General features: G+C 73.3%; 15 protein-coding genes. 7 read left to right on the top strand and 8 right to left on the bottom strand.

What is annotated here, in order from left to right; translation table 11 throughout:
- Positions 1–2: 2 nt before the first annotated feature.
- The 4 genes from ACX9MN_RS13690 (at position 3) to cysG (ending at position 8,001) form a co-directional block, all read left to right on the top strand.
- Positions 3–1,820: a NirA family protein gene (locus ACX9MN_RS13690; RefSeq protein WP_489724707.1), complete on the top strand. Its 1,818-nt coding sequence runs from the start codon at positions 3–5 to the stop codon at positions 1,818–1,820.
- On the top strand, positions 1,817–3,421 hold the full coding sequence (locus ACX9MN_RS13695; protein ID WP_489724708.1) for a sulfite reductase subunit alpha: 1,605 nt from the start codon (positions 1,817–1,819) through the stop codon (positions 3,419–3,421). The genes ACX9MN_RS13690 and ACX9MN_RS13695 overlap by 4 nt, the downstream gene beginning before the upstream one ends.
- Before the next feature lie 209 nt (positions 3,422–3,630).
- The gene (locus ACX9MN_RS13700; protein ID WP_489724709.1) at positions 3,631–6,327 is read left to right on the top strand and encodes a nitrate reductase; all 2,697 of its coding nucleotides are present in this window, start codon (positions 3,631–3,633) and stop codon (positions 6,325–6,327) included.
- Between the two features lie 201 nt (positions 6,328–6,528).
- Complete coding sequence (gene cysG / locus ACX9MN_RS13705) at positions 6,529–8,001, top strand: siroheme synthase CysG (RefSeq protein ID WP_091681147.1); 1,473 nt, start codon at positions 6,529–6,531, stop codon at positions 7,999–8,001.
- A gap of 67 nt (positions 8,002–8,068) precedes the next feature.
- Here cysG and nudC read toward each other — a convergent pair whose 3' ends face one another.
- From nudC to ACX9MN_RS13730, 5 genes are all read right to left on the bottom strand, one after another.
- Complete coding sequence (gene nudC, locus ACX9MN_RS13710) at positions 8,069–8,971, bottom strand: NAD(+) diphosphatase (protein WP_020094187.1); 903 nt, start codon at positions 8,969–8,971, stop codon at positions 8,069–8,071.
- Positions 8,972–8,978: 7 nt separating this feature from the next.
- The gene (locus tag ACX9MN_RS13715; RefSeq protein ID WP_489724710.1) at positions 8,979–9,398 is read right to left on the bottom strand and encodes an HIT domain-containing protein; all 420 of its coding nucleotides are present in this window, start codon (positions 9,396–9,398) and stop codon (positions 8,979–8,981) included.
- Positions 9,399–9,475: 77 nt separating this feature from the next.
- The gene (locus ACX9MN_RS13720) at positions 9,476–10,069 is read right to left on the bottom strand and encodes a hypothetical protein (protein WP_489724711.1); all 594 of its coding nucleotides are present in this window, start codon (positions 10,067–10,069) and stop codon (positions 9,476–9,478) included.
- A 145-nt stretch (positions 10,070–10,214) separates the two neighbouring features.
- Positions 10,215–11,078, bottom strand: a complete 864-nt coding sequence (locus ACX9MN_RS13725; protein ID WP_020094190.1) for a universal stress protein — start codon at positions 11,076–11,078, stop codon at positions 10,215–10,217.
- A gap of 27 nt (positions 11,079–11,105) precedes the next feature.
- Positions 11,106–12,254: an acyltransferase family protein gene (locus ACX9MN_RS13730; protein WP_489725226.1), complete on the bottom strand. Its 1,149-nt coding sequence runs from the start codon at positions 12,252–12,254 to the stop codon at positions 11,106–11,108.
- Between the two features lie 322 nt (positions 12,255–12,576).
- Between ACX9MN_RS13730 and ACX9MN_RS13735 the strand changes: the two genes are divergently transcribed.
- Positions 12,577–13,278, top strand: coding sequence for a DUF4142 domain-containing protein (locus tag ACX9MN_RS13735; RefSeq protein WP_489724712.1), 702 nt, complete (start codon positions 12,577–12,579; stop codon positions 13,276–13,278).
- Between the two features lie 219 nt (positions 13,279–13,497).
- On the opposite strand, the gene ACX9MN_RS13740 is transcribed toward ACX9MN_RS13735, so the two are convergent.
- The 3 genes from ACX9MN_RS13740 to ACX9MN_RS13750 all read right to left on the bottom strand — a co-directional run bounded on the left by ACX9MN_RS13740 (position 13,498) and on the right by ACX9MN_RS13750 (position 15,579).
- Positions 13,498–14,163: a carbonic anhydrase gene (locus ACX9MN_RS13740; RefSeq protein ID WP_020094193.1), complete on the bottom strand. Its 666-nt coding sequence runs from the start codon at positions 14,161–14,163 to the stop codon at positions 13,498–13,500.
- A gap of 44 nt (positions 14,164–14,207) precedes the next feature.
- Complete coding sequence (locus ACX9MN_RS13745; protein ID WP_489724713.1) at positions 14,208–14,723, bottom strand: NUDIX hydrolase; 516 nt, start codon at positions 14,721–14,723, stop codon at positions 14,208–14,210.
- A gap of 112 nt (positions 14,724–14,835) precedes the next feature.
- Entirely contained in the window at positions 14,836–15,579 is a 744-nt protein-coding gene (locus ACX9MN_RS13750) for a DUF429 domain-containing protein (protein WP_489724714.1), read from the bottom strand.
- Between the two features lie 113 nt (positions 15,580–15,692).
- On the opposite strand from ACX9MN_RS13750, the gene ACX9MN_RS13755 reads away from it, so the two are divergent.
- On the top strand, positions 15,693–16,574 hold the full coding sequence (locus ACX9MN_RS13755) for an HpcH/HpaI aldolase/citrate lyase family protein (protein WP_489724715.1): 882 nt from the start codon (positions 15,693–15,695) through the stop codon (positions 16,572–16,574).
- Positions 16,571–17,041 carry a dUTP diphosphatase gene (gene dut, locus ACX9MN_RS13760; protein ID WP_489724716.1) on the top strand — a complete coding sequence of 157 codons (471 nt, stop codon included), beginning with the start codon at positions 16,571–16,573 and terminating at the stop codon, positions 17,039–17,041. Before ACX9MN_RS13755 ends, dut begins: the two co-directional genes overlap by 4 nt.
- Positions 17,042–17,085: the final 44 nt, after the last annotated feature.

The raw sequence follows: 17,085 nt of genomic DNA on the forward strand, positions 1-17,085 counted from the left end.
GGATGTCCGAGACCACCACCCAGACCGCCGCGGGCGCGTTCGAGGCCGAGCAGAAGCGCTACCTCGAGGGTTTCGCCTCCGGCATCGCCGCCGTCCGCCTGACCGGCGGCCTCGCCGCGGGCGGGGCGGGGGCGGCCGCGCCGCCGGCCGAGCCGACGGGCCCGGACGCGATCCACATCAAGGCGCAGGACCGGACCGTCAAGGACGGCGGCAAGCTCTGCGACCAGGAGAAATGGAAGCGCGCCGAGAACCCGTTCGACGGCCACAACCGCCTCATCCGGGAGGCCGCCTCCGGCAAGCAGCCGAAGCCCGAGGACAATTTCCGCTGGCGCTACCACGGGATGTTCTGGGTGGCGCCGAACCAGGTCTCGTACATGTGCCGGCTGCGGATCCCGAACGGGATCCTGCACCACTGGCAGTTCGCCGGCATCGCCGACCTCGCAGACCAGCACGGCGGCGGCTACGTCCACGTGACCACCCGGGCGAACCTGCAGGTGCGGGAGATCGATCCCGAGCACGCCCAGCCCTTCCTCGACGGGCTCACCGATATCGGTCTCACGGCCCGGGGGGCGGGCGCCGACAACATCCGCAACGTCACCGGCTCCTCGACCGCCGGCATCGACGCCCAGGAGCTTCTGGACACGCGCCCGCTCGCCAAGTCCTGGCACAACTGGATCCTGAACGACCGCTCGCTCTACGGCCTGCCGCGCAAGTTCAACGTCGCCTTCGACGGCAGCGGCGTGATGCCGACGCTCGAGGAGACCAACGACATCGGCTTCCAGGCCGTGGAAGTGCTGGACGGCGCCGCCGTGCCGCCCGGCATCTACATGCGCCTCGTGCTCGGCGGCATCTCGGGCCACCGGGACCTCGCCCGCGACACCGGCATCGTGCTGAAGCCGGAGGACTGCAACGCCGTCGCCGACGCGATCATCCGGGTGTTCATCGAGAACGGCGACCGGACGAACCGCAACAAGAGCCGGATGAAGTACGTCCTCGACGCTTGGGGCTTCGACAAGTACCTCGCGGCCGTCGAGGACAAGCTCGGCCGCAAGCTCGACCGGGTCGCGCCAGAGCAGGTCGCGCCGCGGAAGGCCACCGACCGGTTCGCCCATGTCGGCGTCCACGCCCAGAAGCAGCCCGGCCTCAACTGGATCGGCGTGGTCCTGCCGGTCGGCAAGATGACCAGCGATCAGGTCCGGGCGCTCGCCAAGATCGCCGCCGAGTGCGGCGACGGCCAGATCCGCCTCACCGTCTGGCAGAACTTCATCTTCTCCGGGGTTCCGGACGCGAAGGTCGCCGAGGTTGAGCAGCGGGTGCTCGATCTCGGCCTCACCACCAAGGCGGCGGGCATCCGCTCCGGTCTCGTGGCCTGCACGGGGGCGAAGGGCTGCAAGTTCGCGGCCTCCGACACCAAGGGCCACGCGCTGATCATCGCCGACCACGTCGAGACGGCCCTGCCGAACCTCGACGTGCCGGTGAACGTCCACCTCACCGGCTGCCATCACAGCTGCGCCCAGCACTACATCGGCGATATCGGGCTGATCGGCGCCAAGGTCGTCGTCTCGGAGGAGGGCGACACCGTCGAGGGCTACGACGTCGTGGTCGGCGGCGGCTTCGCCGAGAACCCGAAGATCGGCACCGAGATCTGGAAGGCCGTGAAGGCCGAGGATGCGCCCGCCCGCGTCGAGGCGCTGCTGCGCGCCTACCTCGCCCTCCGCCAGGGCCCGGAGGAGAGCTTCCAGGCCTTCACCAGCCGCACCGGCGCGGAGGCGCTCCGCGACGCCGCCGAGGACCAGCCCGCCCTGAAGGCCGCCGCATGACCCAGCACGTCTCGCCCCCCCTCGTCCTGATCCCCGAGACCGCGCCCTTCAACGAGGACCAGCGCGCCTGGCTCTCGGGCTACTTCGCGGCCCTGCTCGGCCCCGCCGTCGCGGGCGCGACGGCGCTCGCGCCCGGCGAGGGCCCCGCCACGGGCCCCAAACTCGCCGACAACGACGACGCCCCCTGGCACGACCCGTCCGTGCCGATCGCCGACCGGATGGCGATGGCGAAGGACCGGCCCGAACCGCAGAAGCTGATGGCCGCCATGGCCCAGCAGGATTGCGGCCAGTGCGGCTACAACTGCGCCGACTACGCCAACGCCATCTTCCTCAAGAACGAGGCGCGCCTGAACCTTTGCCAGCCCGGCGGCAAAGAGACCCTGCGCATGCTCAAGAAGCTGGACGAGGAGTTCGGCGCCGCAGGCGGCGCCCCCGCGGCGCCGAAGGCGGAGGACGATGCCCCGAAGGCGGCGGCCGATCTCGGCCCGCTCGGCTACTGCCGCGAGAACCCGGTCGAGGCGCTGTTCCTGTCCCGCCGACGCCTCAATGATCCGGGCGGCGAGAAGGAGACGTGGCACATCGAGATCGGGCTCGACGGCACGCCGATCCAGTACGAGGTCGGCGACTCGCTGGGCCTGTTCCCCGCCAACGCCCCGGCACTGGTGGATGCCGTGATCGCGGAACTCGGCGCCCGGCCCGAGCGGGTGATCGGGGAAAGGACCCTGCGCGAGCACCTGCTGATCAACTACGCGCTCGGCGCGGCGCCCGACAATCTGTACCAGCTCCTGTCGCTGCTCACCTCGGGCGCAGCGCGCAAGAAGGCGCAGGCGCTCGCCTCCGGCGAGGATCCGGACGGCGACGCCGCCTATCTCGACGTGCTCGGCGCGCTGCACAAGTTCCCGGGCGCGCGGCCCGACGCCGAGGTCTTCCTGGAGGCCTTGGACGAGCTGCAGCCGCGGCTCTACTCGATCTCGTCCTCGCCCAAGATGGATGTCGGCCGCGTGTCGCTGACCGTGGACGCGGTGCGCTACAACCACCGCTCGCGGCTGCGGCTGGGCGTGGCCTCGACGCACCTGGGCGAGCGCCTGCCCGAGCAGACCAGGGTGAAGGTCTACCTCCAGAAGGCGCACGGGTTCGGCCTGCCGGCCGATCTGTCGAAGGACGTGATCATGTGCGGCCCCGGCACCGGCATCGCGCCGTTCCGGGCCTTCCTGCGCGAGCGCGCCGCCACGCGGGCGTCGGGCCGCAACTGGCTGTTCTACGGCCACCAGCGGCAGGCCTCGGACTTCTTCTACAAGGACGAGCTGAACAGCCTGAAGGACGACAAGGTGCTCACCCGCCTGTCCCTGGCCTGGTCGCGGGACGGGACGGAGAAGACCTACGTCCAGGACCGGATGCGCGAGAACGGCGCCGAGCTGTGGAAGTGGCTCGAGGGCGGCGCGCATTTCTACGTCTGCGGCGACGCCAAGCGCATGGCCAAGGACGTCGAGCGGGCGATCATCGACGTGGCGGCGCAGTTCGGCGGCAAGAGCCCCGAGGACGCGGTGGCCTATCTCGCCGCGCTCAAGAAGGCCGGGCGGTATCAGGCCGACGTGTACTGAACCGCAACTTGCTCTCCTCCCCTGGCGACCCCGGGCTTGCCCGGGATCGCTCGAGCTTGTGGGGAGGAGCCGGAGGTGGGGGTGGCGCAGGACGGGGCTCGGGCGGTGCCTTCTGCATCACCCCCACCCCTAACCCCTCCCCAAAGGGGGGAGGGGAACGGCGGCGCGAAGCTTGCTCCCGCCCAGGACGACCCTGCGAGGATTCAGCCATGACCCAGCCAGTGGCGGCGCCGACGGTGCGGACCACCTGCCCCTATTGCGGGGTCGGGTGCGGCGTGCTCGCGACCCCGGACGGGCAGGGCGGCGCCACCATCGCGGGCGATTCCGAGCACCCGGCCAATTTCGGCCGCCTGTGCTCGAAGGGCTCGGCGCTGGGCGAGACCCTGTCGCTCGAGAACCGCCTGCTCCACCCGCAGGTCGACGGCGCCCAGGTCTCGTGGGATGCCGCGCTCGACACGGTCGCGGGCAAGCTCCGCGCGGTGGCGGACGAGCACGGGCCGGACGCGATCGCCTTCTACCTCTCGGGCCAGCTCCTCACCGAGGATTACTACGTCGCCAACAAGCTCGCGAAGGGCTTCATCGGCACGCCGCACGTGGACACCAACTCGCGCCTCTGCATGTCGAGCGCGGTCGCGGCCCACCGCCGGGCCTTCGGCTCCGACACGGTCCCGGGCTGCTACGAGGATCTCGACGAGGCCGACCTGATCGTGCTGGTCGGCTCCAACACCGCGTGGTGCCACCCGGTCCTGTTCCGCCGCATGGCCGACGCCAAGGAGCGCCGCGGCACCAAGTTCGTGGTCATCGACCCGCGCCGGACCCAGACCGCGCAGGAATGCGACCTGTTCCTCGGCATCCGGCCGGGCACCGACACCGCCCTGTTCTCGGGCCTGCTGGTCTACCTGTCGGACAACGGTTTCCGCGACCGCGCCTTCATCGATTCCCACACGGCCGGCCTCGACGGCGCCCTCGACCGCGCCCGCCAGATCGCGCCGGACCTCGCGGCTGTCGCCGCCGTCACCGGCGTGACCGAGGCCGACATCGCGGCCTTCTACGCCCTGTTCGCCGGCACCCGCCGGGTGGTCACGGCCTTCTCGCAGGGGGTGAACCAGTCGGCGCAGGGGACCGACAAGGGCAACAGCATCATCAACTGCCACCTCGTCACCGGCCGGATCGGCGAGACCGGGATGGGGCCGTTCTCGCTGACCGGCCAGCCGAACGCCATGGGCGGGCGCGAGGTCGGGGGGCTCGCCAACATGCTGGCCGCCCACATGCACTTCACCCCCGAGGAGGTGGACCGGGTGCGCCGCTACTGGGGCGCCCCGCGGATCATCACCGGCGAGGGCATGAAGGCGGTGGCGCTGTTCGAGGCGATCGCCCGGGGCAAGATCAAGGCGCTGTGGGTGATGGGCACCAACCCGCTGGTCTCGATGCCGCGGGCCGATGCGATCCGGGACTCGCTCGCCGGCCTCGACCTCTACGTGGTGTCCGAGGCGGTGGCAGATTCCGACACCGCGCGGGGGCGGGCCAAGACCACCGTGCTTCTCCCCGCCCAGGCCTGGGGCGAGAAGGACGGCACGGTCACCAATTCCGAGCGCCGGATCTCGCGCCAGCGCCGCTTCCTCGCGAGCCCCGGCGAGGCCAGGCCGGACTGGGCGGCGCTGGCGGATGTCGGGCGCCGCCTCGGCCACGGCCGGGCCTTCGCGTTCGATTCCGCCGCCGCGATCTTCCGCGAGCATGCCGGGCTCTCGGCCTACGAGAACAACGGCACCCGCGATTTCGACCTCGGCGCGCTCGCGGACATCGGCGACGCCGCCTACGAGGCGGCCCTGCCGGTGCAGTGGCCGATCCCGAAGCGCTCCGGCTTCCGGGGCGCCCAACAGGGGAAGGCGAGGCTGTTCGGCGACGGCCGGTTCTACACCTTCGACCGGCGCGCCCGCTTCGTCGCGGTGCAGCCGCCGGCCCTCGCGCTCGCGGCCTCGGCGGCGTTCCCGCTCATGCTCAACACCGGCCGGGTCCGCGACCACTGGCACACGATGACGCGCACCGGGAAGAGCCAGCGGCTCTCCGCGCACCGGGCCGTGCCGTTCGTCGAGGTCCATCCGGACGACGCGGCGGTCCACGGCCTCGCGGAGGGCGACATCGCCCGGCTCACGACCGCGCACGGCGCGGCCGAGCTGGAGGTGACGGTCACCGACACGGTGGTGCCGGGCAGCCTGTTCATGCCGATGCACTGGGGCGGCGCCTTCGCGTCGCGGGCCCGGGTCGGCGCGCTGGTGCGGGGCATGACCGACCCGGTCTCGGGTCAGCCCGAGCTCAAGGCGACCCCCGCGGCGGTCGAGTCCGTCGGCTACCGCGCCCGCGGCTTCCTGCTGACGCGCCGACAGGTGGCGCTGCCCGAGGGCTGGTGGTGGGCGCGCGCCGCGATCACCGGCGGCTGGGGCGCGCAGTTCGCCACCGCCGACAGCTCCCGCGCCGTGGCGCTGATGGTGCGCGGGCTGATCCAGAGCGAGGCGCTGCCGGGCGGCGAGCTGGCGGAATACGCCGACCACGCCCGCGATCGCTACCGCTGCGCGGTCTACGACGGCGACCGCCTCGTCGCCTGCCTCGCCTACGCCCCCGCCGCCGAGCGGCCGGACTGGGAGGCCGCCAAGGTCCTGTTCGCCGCCGAGGCGCCCGACGCCGCCGAGCGGCGGGCGCTGCTCTCGGGCCGCGCGGCGACCGCCTCGGCGGGACCGGTGGTCTGCGCCTGTCACGGCGTCGGCGCGGACGTCATCGCCGCGACCATCGCCGGAGGCGCCGGCTCCGTGGAGGCGGTGGGTGCCGCCTGCAAGGCCGGGACGAATTGCGGCTCGTGCATACCGGAGATCCGCAAGATGCTGGCCGGGCAGACCGCATGCGCCGCGTGATTTTCTGATACACTCGCCGGCGAGGATGGATCGGCTTCTCCTGTCAGATCACCTCATCCTGAGGTGCCCGCGTCAGCGGTCCTCGAAGAAGAGCTCCAGGGATCGCGGCCGACTGGAGCCTCCTTCGAGGCCTCCGCTCCGGTACCCGAGGATGAGGGGGCAGTCGGGACCGGCCGGATCAGGACGATTCAGGACAGGCCCGTGACCGAGACCCCCCTGCGCGCAGCCCGCGCCCCCCGCGAGACCAAGGCTGCCGGCCTGGAGCCGCTGGCGGTGCTGCCCGTCTTCGTCCCCCTGCGCGGCAAGCGGGTGGTGCTCGCCGGCTCGTCCGGCGGCGCCCCCTGGAAGGTGAAGGTGCTGGCCGCCGCCGGCGCCCATGTCGACGTCTACGCGCCCGAGCCCGGCGAGGAGCTGCGCGCCGTGCCGGGCGAGATCGTCGACGGGCAGGTGGTCCTGCACGAACGCCCCTGGAGCCCGGACGATCTCTGGGGCGCGGCCTTCTGCATCGGCGCGATGGAGGACGAGGCCGAGTGCGTCGCCTTCGTGGCGGCCGCCCGCGGCGCCGGCGCCATCGTCAACGCGGTGGACCGGCCACACCTCTGCGACGTGAAGTTCGGCGCCATCGTCAACCGCTCGCCGCTCGTGGTCGGCATCTCGACCGAGGGCGCGGCCCCGGTCTTCGGGCAGACCGTGCGCGCCCGGATCGAGGCGATGCTGCCCCGCGGGTTCAGTCGCTGGGTCGCGGCCGCCCGCGACTGGCGCGACGGCGTCACGGCCCGCTTCCACGGCTTCGCCGACCGGCGGTTCTTCTGGGAGCGCTTCACCGACCGGGCCTTCGCGGAGCCCGACCGGGCGCCGTCGGACCGGGATCTCGCCGAGCTGCTCGGCGAGACCGAGACCGCCCCGAAGGGCGGCGCCGTGACGCTGGTCGGGGCCGGCCCCGGCGACGCGGAGCTGCTCACGCTCAAGGCGCTGCGGGCGCTGCGCAACGCCGACGTCATCCTCTACGACGACCTCGTCGCGCCCGAGATCCTGGACTACGCCCGCCGCGAGGCCCGCACCATGCTGGTGGGCAAGACCGGCCACGGCCCGTCCTGCCGCCAGGACGACATCAACGCGCTGATGGTGCAACTCGCCCGCTCCGGCAAGCAGGTGGTGCGGTTGAAATCCGGCGACCCGCTGGTCTTCGGCCGGGCCGGCGAGGAGATCGAGGCCTGCCGGGCCGCCGGCATCCCGGTGACCGTGGTGCCGGGCGTCTCGGCCGCGCAGGGTGCGGCGGCGTCCCTCGGCCTGTCCCTGACCCATCGCGACGCCGCGCGCCGGCTCCAGTTCGTCACCGGCCACGACCGCCGCGGGGCGCTGCCGGACGACCTGAACTGGGGCGCTCTCGCCGATCCGAGCGTCACCACGGTCGTCTACATGCCGAAGCGGACCCTGCGGGCCTTGCTGGCGCGCGCCGTGGAGGAGGGGCTGGCGCCCACGACGCCGGCGCTGCTGGTGTTCAACGCCACCCGCCCGAACCAGCAGGCCCTGCGCGGCACGGCCGCCGACCTCGCCGACCGGGTCGAGGCGGCGGGCCTCGACGGTCCGGCGCTGCTGATGGTGGGCGAGGCCTTCTCGGAGATGCGGGGCGCGCTCCCGGCCCAGGCGGAGCAGGCCCGCGTGGCGGTCTGAGGCCGCTGGCACGGGCGCGGCGGGGGAGCTGAAGATCAGCGGCTCCGGCGCGTCCGGCTGATCCGGATCAGGTCTCGCCGGCCACGAAGGCGCGCATCAGGTAGTTGGCGATCGCCATGGGCGGCGGCGCCAGGATCCCCTCGGGATGCGTTCCCGCCAGCATGGCCGCGACGTCGGCCCGGCTGAACCAGCGCGCATCCTCCAGCTCGCTGGGATCGGTCACGATAACCTCGTCGAGCGCCTCGGCGGCGCAACCCATCATCAGCGATGACGGGAACGGCCAGGGCTGCGACGTCCGGTAGGTGACGGCGCCGACGCGGATCTGCGTCTCCTCGAACACCTCGCGGCGCACCGCGTCCTCGATCGTCTCGCCGGGCTCCAGGAAGCCCGCGAGGCAGGAATACATGTGCGGGCGGAAATGCGGACCCCGGCCGAGCAGGCAGGTGTCGCCCCGGCGCACCAGCATGATCACCACCGGGTCGACCCGGGGGAAATGGTGGGCGCTGCAACTCGGGCATTCCCGGCGGAAGCCGCCGGCCTTCGAGACGGTGGCGGTGCCGCAATTGGCGCAGAAGCCGTGGCGGGCGTGCCAGTCGAGCATGGACTTGGCCACGGCGAGCAGGCCGAGCTCCTCGGCCTCCACGGCGGAGTCGGTGGCGATCGACCTCAGGTCGAGGGTACGGGTCGGCCCCTCGGAGAAGCGCTCCGCGGCCTCGGCCGGCGCGGCGGCGGCGAAGACGGGCTGCCCGTCCCGGTGCCCGAGGAAGATGCGCGTCCCGCCGGCGAGGTCCGCCGCCTCCGCGACCGCGATCAGTGCGGTCTCCCCGCGCAGCACGATCCGGTCGCCGCAGATCAGCACGAGGCGGGCTTCGGGCGTGTCGAAGGCGGGCACCGCCTCCTCGGGCTGCTCGGCCGAGTGCCGGTCGAGGCGGTTTCGGACGAAGCCGAGGGTGTCGCGGGGATCGGTCATGCGAGGGTCAGGCCGCGGAGAAGAGGGCGCCGGCGCGCTCGAGGAGCTGGGCGCGGGCGTGGGGCGGGTAGGGCTTGCGGGTCTCGAACCCCCAGACCGGCCCCGGCCAGGCGGGATCCGACCGGAAGCGGCCGACCACGTGGACGTGGAGTTGCGACAATACGTTGCCCAGGGCGCCGACATTCACCTTGTCGGGCTTGGACAGGGCCTGCATCACCCCCGTGGTGAGGCGGATCTCCTTCCAGAGCGCCGCGGCATCGGTCTCGGAGAGGTCGGTGATCTCGGTGAGGTTCGGGCGGCGCGGCACTAGGATCAGCCACGGGAACCGGGCATCGTCCATCAGCAGCACGCGGCACAGGGCGAGGTCGCCCACTTCGGCGGTGTCAGCCGACAGGCGCGGGTCGAGGGTGAAGGCGGGCTCGGTCATCGCCGACCGGTGTAGCGCAGCTTCCGCGTCGGCGCGCGGGTTTGCTGCGCCGTCGGTGACGCAGCGGCCCGATCGGCTCAGAGACCCGGCACGACGCCCTGGCGGCCCACCGCGATCGTCCCCGCCATCAGCCCGCCGGCCTCGTCCGGGCGCGCGAAGATCGTCACGGCGGCGCCCCGCTGGAGCATCGCCTTCTCACCAGGCGAGAACTGCGTCACCGGCGTGTCGTCGGGGATCGCGAAGGACGATTGGCCGCCGTTATAGGCGAGGATCAGACGCATCGGCGCGCCCCGCTGCACGTCGGCCACCCAGCCGGCGGTGAGGCGCGCGCCCTGCGCGGTGTCCCAGGGCTGGCTGCCGGCCTCGAACCCGCGCTCGGACGGAGAGTACAGGGTCACGGCGGTCGCCTGCCGCGGCTCGGAATCGGACGCACCGAGGACGCTGACGTAGCTCTCCGGCTTGATCGCCCGCAGGCTGGCGCCGTTCACCGCGTAGATGCGGGTCCGGGGGCCCATCCGCACGGCCAGGGTGCTGCCGCTGGTGCGGCGGATCTCCACGCGTTCCGAATCGGCCTGGACCACGGTGCCGCGGAACCGGACGGTCGCCGGCTCAGCGCGGGCGGCGGGGATGGTCGCGATCGCCAGAAGGCCGGCGAGGAAGAGACGTCTCACGGGGCTCTTCACGGGGCTCCTTTCCGAGCGTGTGGACAATGGGCGTGCCGTCCGGCTGCGGGACCCGAACGCCGGGGACCGGGCAGGGTTCCCGGCGCCGAAGGACGTGCGGTGCCGCAATCCGTCGGCCGGGCTCGCGGAGCGCTCAATGCGCCATCAGCACCGGCATGTCGGCGTGGGCGAGAACGTGGCTGGTGACGCCGCCGAAGATCATCTGGCGCAGGCGGCTCTGGGTGTAGGCGCCCTTGATGAGAAGATCGCAGCCGAACGCCTTCGCCTCCGCCAGAAAGGTCTCGCCGGGCACGCGCCGGCCGGCCGGCAGGGCCCGGTGCGACGCGTCCACACCCTCGCAGGCCAGGGCCTGGGCGAGGTCCTGCGCGGTCGGGCCCGGCACCATGCCGCCCTCGACGCTGAGCACGAGCACCCGCTCGGCCCGCCGCAGGAACGGCATCGCGAAAGCCACTGCCCGGGCGGTCTCGGTCGACCCGTTCCAGGCGATGACCACGGCGTCACCGAGGCTGGCCGGTGCCGTAGGCGGCGCCAGCAGGATCGGGCGGCCGCTCTCGAACAGGGCCGTCTCGAACGTGGTCATGCGCGGGGCGTTATCGGTGGTGCCGGGACGCCCGACCACCGTTGCCGAGAACAGCCGCGCGTACTGCCCGAGGAACGCGTCGCCGGTGGGGACGTCCTGTCGCCAGCGGTAGCGCGGTCCGGCATCCGGCACCCGGTCCGGTATGCAGAGCCCGTCGCGGGCGTGCCGCGGGATGCCGGCGCCGTCCATGAAGGCCACGAAGCGGCCGCCCGCCTCCTCGGCCTCGGCCCGGTCGGCCTCCTCGTCGCGCAGCCACGTCATGCCGCCGACCATGTCGACCGGCACGTACTCGGCCAGCGCCGGGCGCAGGGACACGCCCTCGATCAGACTGCCGAAGCGCGTGGCCGCCAGCCGGGTCGTCTCGAAGACGGAGGGCAGGGCGTCGTGCATCGCGACGGGAACGAGCAGGGTCTTCATGCTGGCCTTCTCCTCGGGCAGGCGAGGCTAATCCTCCCGGCCGCGCGGTGGAACCGGGGCCGGCACGGCGCGCACACGGTTTTGCGGCGCGCCCGGATCGAGCCGCCTCCGGAGGGCCCGGGTCAGGGGCCGCTCGACGAGGCGGTGGACCGCGAGCGCGGCCGCGGCGCTGCCCGCGAGCATCAGCGCCATGCTGGCCCAGGGATGCAGGGCGGGGGCAAGGCCGAGCCGGAGCAGCGCCTCGCGCACGAGGCGCAGCGCGAACGGGTGCACGAGGTAGAGGGCGTAGGACGCGTCGCCGAGCGCGACGAGCCCGCGCACGGGGGACGGCAGCCGCGCGACCGCGGCCGCGTCGCGGGGTGGCCCGAGGGCGGCCGCCACCAGCAGGACGGCCGGCCCGCCGACGAGGAGCGGGCGCAGGAACCCATCGGCCTCGCCGAGACCCGCGAGCACCCGCGCGGCCAGGATCAGCCCCAGCACGCCCAGCACCGCGAGCCCGACCCGCAGGGGGAGGGCCGGCCGGAACCCCGCGCCCCAGGCGAGGGCGAGACCGGCGCCGGCGGCGAATTCGAGTACGATCGGATCCGACCAGAAGCGCAGCGGCACCGGCAGGCCCGGCACGAGGGCGCCGACCGCCACGAGGACGGCCAAGCTCCCGCACAGCCACGCGACGGCGCCGCGCCACCCGAAGCCGAGACCCGCGGCGAAGAGTGCGTAGAAGGCCGCCTCGTAGTTCAGGGTCCAGCCGAGGCCGTAGAGCGGCTGGACGGTGCCGTCGGGGCGGGCCGCCGGCCAGAACAGGAAGCTCGCCGCGAGGGCGACCGGGTCGCGCACCAGCGCGGCGGCCTCGCCCAGGAGGTCCGGCCGCGCGAGCGCCAGGACGAGGTAGAGCAGGCTCACCAGCCAGTAGAGGGGCACCACTCGGGCGACCCGGTGGGCGAGGAAGCGGGCGCGGCCGCCCGACCGGCCCGCGAGCCGGCCGCCGGCATGGACGATGACGAAGCCGGAGATCACGAAGAACAGGTCGACCCCGCCCCACCAGGGCAGCAGCGTCGTGGGATCGAGCGCCGGGCCGGCGCCCCGGTCAGCGAGGAGGCCCGCCTCGTGCCGCGCGTGGTGCCATGCCACCATGAGGGCGGCGGCGGCGCGGAGGATCTGGACGGCGACGACGATCACGGGCTGCCCGCGCGCGTCGCGCTTCGAGCCCTGCCCGGAGGTGCGGCCGGAAGGACCCACCCGCCGAGGCCACCGTCCCGGACGAGCGCGATCGGCATCCTGCGGGATCCACCGAGAGGGCACGCGCGCCGGATTAGATCCTCTCGGGAACCGTATTGTCCGATGCGAAAACGGCAGGAACCATAAGCCGATAGCCTCGTTGACGGACCAATTCGCGAACCCGTCGGCTCCGAGTTGCCTGCGACGTCGTCTGCCGAGGCGTCCGTGCTGCACATGCGGCGTCCTTCCGCGGTTCGCGTGCCCATCTCGAACAGAGGTCCCGATGCTGAAGAACTACGCTGCCGCGTCCGCGCTCGTCCTGGCGCTGTCGACCCCGGCCATGGCCCAGAGCGCCAACGACTTCCGCATGCAGTCGATGCAGGCGAACGCCTTCGAGATCCAGTCCTCGCAGATCGCCCTGTCCAAGTCGCGCAACCCGCGCATCCGCTCCTATGCCCAGGAGGTGCTCCGTGACCACCGCGCCGCCAACGTCGCCCTGGCCGGCGGCCAGATGAACGGCGTCGCCGGCGATCCGGGCCTCGGTGGCCTGGTCACCGCCCCGATCGCGGTGGCGGGCAGCGCCGTGGGCGCCGGCGTCGGCGCGGCGACCGGCGTGGTCGGCGGCACCCTGGCGGGCGGCCCGGTCGGCGGCCTCGAGGGCGCGGGTGCCGGCGCGGCGCGCGGCGCCGCCGCGGGTGGCCAGATCGGCCGCGGCGACGTGATGGCGACCGGCGCCTCGACGATCGTCCCGCCGAACCCGGAGCAGCAGGCGATGCTGGCCCAGCTCTCGGCCGCCCCGGCCGGCGCGCGCTTCGACCGCCTGTACGCGTCGCAGCAGATCCAGGCCCATCAGATGACCATCGCGATGACCCAGGCCTACGCTCAGGGCGGCCCGAACCCGGCCCTGCGCAACTACGCCCAGCAGGCCCTGCCGGCCCTGCAGATGCACCTGCAGCAGGCCGAGCATCTCCCGGGCGCCATGTAAGCGGCACGGACTTCGGCGGCCCGGCCTCGGCCGGGCCGAACGAGAAGGCGGCGGGCGCGAGCCCGCCGCCTTTCTCATGTCGATGGCTGTTCGAGCCACGATGATCGCAGGCCGACCGCGGCGGACGACCTTCGCGGACGCGGCGCGCCGGCGCGACCCAGCATCATCGGATCCGGGACCGGCCGACCGGCCCCGGATCTCAGCGCCCGCGCCGTGCGCTCACTCGCACGCGATGGCGGCGACGGAACGGACCGACTGGCCGGTCGTGTCGATCGGCGGCTTGAACTCGCCGGACTGCGGATCGCGCACCAGCAGGGAGCCGCTGGCCACGCCGAAATGCGCGCCGTGGATCTCGAGGCGGCCGTCGTCGACCCGCTCCTTCACGAACGGGAAGGTCAGCAGGTTCTCCATGCTCTGGACGACCACGGCGTGTTCCAGCTTGGTCAGGTAGTTCGGCGCGGCGGGATCGCCGGCCTTGTCCTCGGCCTGACCCACGAGCGAGACCCACTTGCCGATGAAGTCGCCGGGCGAGAGCGGCTTCGCCTTGTTGGCCCAGGCCTTGATGCCACCGCAGGTGGCATGCCCGAGGACGACGATGTGCTTCACCTCCAGGGCCTGGACGGCGAATTCCAGGGCCGCCGAGGTGCCGTGATACTGGCCGTCCGGCTGGTAGACCGGCACTAGGTTGGCGACGTTGCGGATCGTGAACAGCTCGCCCGGGCCGGCATTAAAGATCGCGCTGGGCGAGACCCGGCTGTCGCAGCAGCTGATGACCAGGATCTCCGGATTCTGCGTCGAGGCGAGCTGCGCGAAGCGCCGGCGCTCGGTCGGGAAGCGGTCGAGGAGGAAGGACCGGTAGCCTTCGGTCAGGTAGACGGGGAACATAAAGTCGTCTCCAGTTAGACAAATCCGCGACAGCGGGAGTGAAATCAAAGTCCTCGCCAAGCAAGAACGCGCGGCTGGGCCGGAATAGTCCCGCGCGCGAGGTCCGACGCCAGATCCGCGAGACCGGCCGGCTCGACGTGCTCACCGCTAGCGCGCAACTCGTCGAGCGGCCACCAGCGCGTCCCGATCAGCGGGTTGTCCTCGGTCTCGGCGAGCCGGCTCGTGTCGACCCGGTCGTCGGGCAGGCGGACGAGGAAGTAGCGCTCCCGGGCGTCCCGTGCCTGACGGAACAGGTGGAACGGGCCGTTGCAGGCCGCGACCTGCGGGCCGATCGCGGCGTCGCCCCGGCCGATCTCCTCCTCGAGTTCCCGCCGGCAGGCGGTGACGTGGTCCTCGCCGGGCTCAAGGCCGCCGCCGGGCATGAACCAGAACCGGAGCGGCGCCCCGTCCGGCCCCCTCGCGTGGACCGACGTGTAGGCGATGAGCAGGATCCGGTCCCGCGGATCGAGGACGATCGCGCGGGCGATGTGACGGACGGGCAGGGGGTTCGCGGCGCTCATGCAGCCAGAGCTAGAGCGCGCGCCGGGGACGGACACCGGCCGCGCGCGCGCCTGCGTGCAAAACAGCACGTTGCGGCCGCCGACGCGCCCGGCGGAGGTGCGGGGCGCCGGTTCAGGACGGCGGGCGGGGTGCCGGTGCCCAGATCACGACGGGGAGCCCGAAGGCGTCGCGCTCGGGCGGATCCGGCAGCGGTACGGCCTGTCCGAGGCTTATGTCGCGGGCCACCACGAGGGCGGCCAGCGCGTCGAGATGGTCGTCCTCCGGAACGCCCTTGACCCGGGACCCGATCAGCGCGTCCGGCAGGCCCGCCGCCGCGAGGAGCGCCCGCCGGAGGTCCAGCCCCTCGCGGGCGCGCCTGCCCTTCTTGGGCAGGCCGAGCGGCCGGCCGCCGTTGAGGGCGTGGAAGGCCACCTCGGGATGCACCTCGTGGACCCGCGCGCGCGCCTCCGGGCGCTCCCGCAGGAGCGTGTCGACCGCGCGGACGTAGCGGAAGATGTTGTAGCCCTGGATCGACGGCGCGAAGGGCGGATCGCTCGCGGCCCGCGAGGCGGCCTTCGCGGCGGCGTAGTCGGGGGCGTAGACCGCGCTCCGCGGCGGCATCGGGAACACCGAGGCCCGCGCCGGCCCGAGCCGGGCGCGCGCGGCCCGGTCGGCGCCGCGGCCGCCGCCGGTGATCCGGTCGGGCAGCCCGATCGGCACGTCGATCCCGACGATGTCGGGCCGCTCCGGCGCGTCGAGGAGCGCGGCGACGTCCGGGAACAGGGCGCAGCGGTGCCGGTCGGGGTCGTCGAGGTCGAGGAGCGCGCCCGCCCAGGCGCCGCGGCAGCCGTCCAGTCCCGCGATCCAGCGCGCCATGCCATTCCCCCGCCGCGGTGCGTGCGGCCGCCGTTCCGGCCCGCGTTCTTGCCGGGCCGCGCGCGGAAAGCTATCCGCGTCGCCGAGGGCGCCGCCGGCCCGGGAGAAGCGTGATGAGCGAGATCCGTCCCCGTCGCAGCGTGCTGGCGATGCCGGGCTCCAACGCCCGGGCGCTGGAGAAGGCGCGGTCGCTCCCCGCCGACGTGATCCTGATCGACCTCGAGGACGGCACCGCCCCCGCCGCGAAGGCGGCGGCCCGCGCCCAGGTCGCCGCCGCGGTCGCCGCGCGGGGCTTCGGCCCGCGCGAGGTCGTGGTCCGCATCAACCCGCCGGATTCCGAGGACGGCGAGGCCGACCTCGTGGCGCTCGCGCCGGCCGCCCCGGACGCGATCCTGGTGCCGAAGGTCCGGACCTCCGACGCGCTGATCGCCGTGGGCTCCCGCCTGCGCCGCCTCGGCGCGCCCCTGGCGACGCGGGTCTGGGCGATGATCGAGACGCCGATGGCGGTGGTGAACGCCGCCGAGATCGCGGGCGCGGCCCGGGACGTGGACGGCCGGCTCGGCGCCCTGGTGATCGGCCCGAACGACCTCCTGAAGGCGTCCCGGATCCGGCCGCCGGGGCGGGCCGCCCTGCTGCCCTGGCTGATGAACGTCCTGGCCGCCGCCCGGGCCTACGAGATCGAGGCGATCGACGGCGTGTTCACCGACCTCAAGGACGCGACCGGGTTCGAGGCCGAGTGCGCGCAGGGCCGCGACCTCGGCTTCGACGGCAAGATGCTGATCCACCCGAGCCAGATCGGCCCGGCCAACGCCGCCTTCGGGCCGGATGCCGAGGAGATCGTGCAGGCCCGCCGGCTGATGGACGTGTTCGACGCGCCGGAGAACCGCGAGCGCGGGGTCATCGCGGTAGACGGCAAGATGGTCGAGCGCCTCCACGTCGAGGCCGCCCGGCGGACGCTCGCCATGGCCGAGGCGATCGCGCGGATGACCGCGTGAGCGACCTGCCGGAGGTCGGGCTGCGGCTGCTCGACCCGCGCCTGCCGGGCTGGGGCTTCCCGCGCTGGGGTTCGTCGGCCGCGGCCGGCCTCGACCTGCACGCCTGCCTCGACGCGCCGCTGGAGTTGCAGCCTCAGGGGAAGGCGGTCCTGATCCCGGCGGGGGTCAGCGTGCTGATCCGCGATCCCGCCTGGTGCGGGCTGATCTTCCCGCGCTCGGGCCGCGGACACCGGGACGGTCTGGTGCTCGGCAACGGCACCGGTGTGATCGACGCGGATTACGAGGGTCCGCTGCTGGTCTCCGCCTGGAATCGCGACGCATCCGAGCCCGTGCGGGTCGAGCCGGGCGAGCGGATCGCGCAGCTCGTCTTCACGCGGATCACGCGGCCGGCGCTGACTTTGCTGGAGGGCGCGCTCGGCCCCGGCTCAGAGCGGGGCGCGGGCGGGTTCGGGTCGAGCGGGCGCTAGCGCGCCCTCCGCCGACTGGGATACCGGTTCGGCCCGGGAGAGGG

The sequence above is a fragment of the Methylobacterium sp. 1A genome (assembly GCF_058072805.1).

Coding starts and splice junctions, on each gene's coding strand:
- ACX9MN_RS13725 (WP_020094190.1), bottom strand. CDS start 11,078: ATGAAGACCCTGCTCGTTCCCGTCGCGATGCACGACGCCCTGCCCTCC.
- ACX9MN_RS13715 (WP_489724710.1), bottom strand. CDS start 9,398: ATGACCGAGCCCGCCTTCACCCTCGACCCGCGCCTGTCGGCTGACACC.
- nudC (WP_020094187.1), bottom strand. CDS start 8,971: ATGACCGATCCCCGCGACACCCTCGGCTTCGTCCGAAACCGCCTCGAC.
- ACX9MN_RS13745 (WP_489724713.1), bottom strand. CDS start 14,723: ATGAGCGCCGCGAACCCCCTGCCCGTCCGTCACATCGCCCGCGCGATC.
- ACX9MN_RS13695 (WP_489724708.1), top strand. CDS start 1,817: ATGACCCAGCACGTCTCGCCCCCCCTCGTCCTGATCCCCGAGACCGCG.
- ACX9MN_RS13735 (WP_489724712.1), top strand. CDS start 12,577: ATGCTGAAGAACTACGCTGCCGCGTCCGCGCTCGTCCTGGCGCTGTCG.
- ACX9MN_RS13700 (WP_489724709.1), top strand. CDS start 3,631: ATGACCCAGCCAGTGGCGGCGCCGACGGTGCGGACCACCTGCCCCTAT.
- ACX9MN_RS13750 (WP_489724714.1), bottom strand. CDS start 15,579: ATGGCGCGCTGGATCGCGGGACTGGACGGCTGCCGCGGCGCCTGGGCG.
- ACX9MN_RS13755 (WP_489724715.1), top strand. CDS start 15,693: ATGAGCGAGATCCGTCCCCGTCGCAGCGTGCTGGCGATGCCGGGCTCC.
- ACX9MN_RS13740 (WP_020094193.1), bottom strand. CDS start 14,163: ATGTTCCCCGTCTACCTGACCGAAGGCTACCGGTCCTTCCTCCTCGAC.
- ACX9MN_RS13690 (WP_489724707.1), top strand. CDS start 3: ATGTCCGAGACCACCACCCAGACCGCCGCGGGCGCGTTCGAGGCCGAG.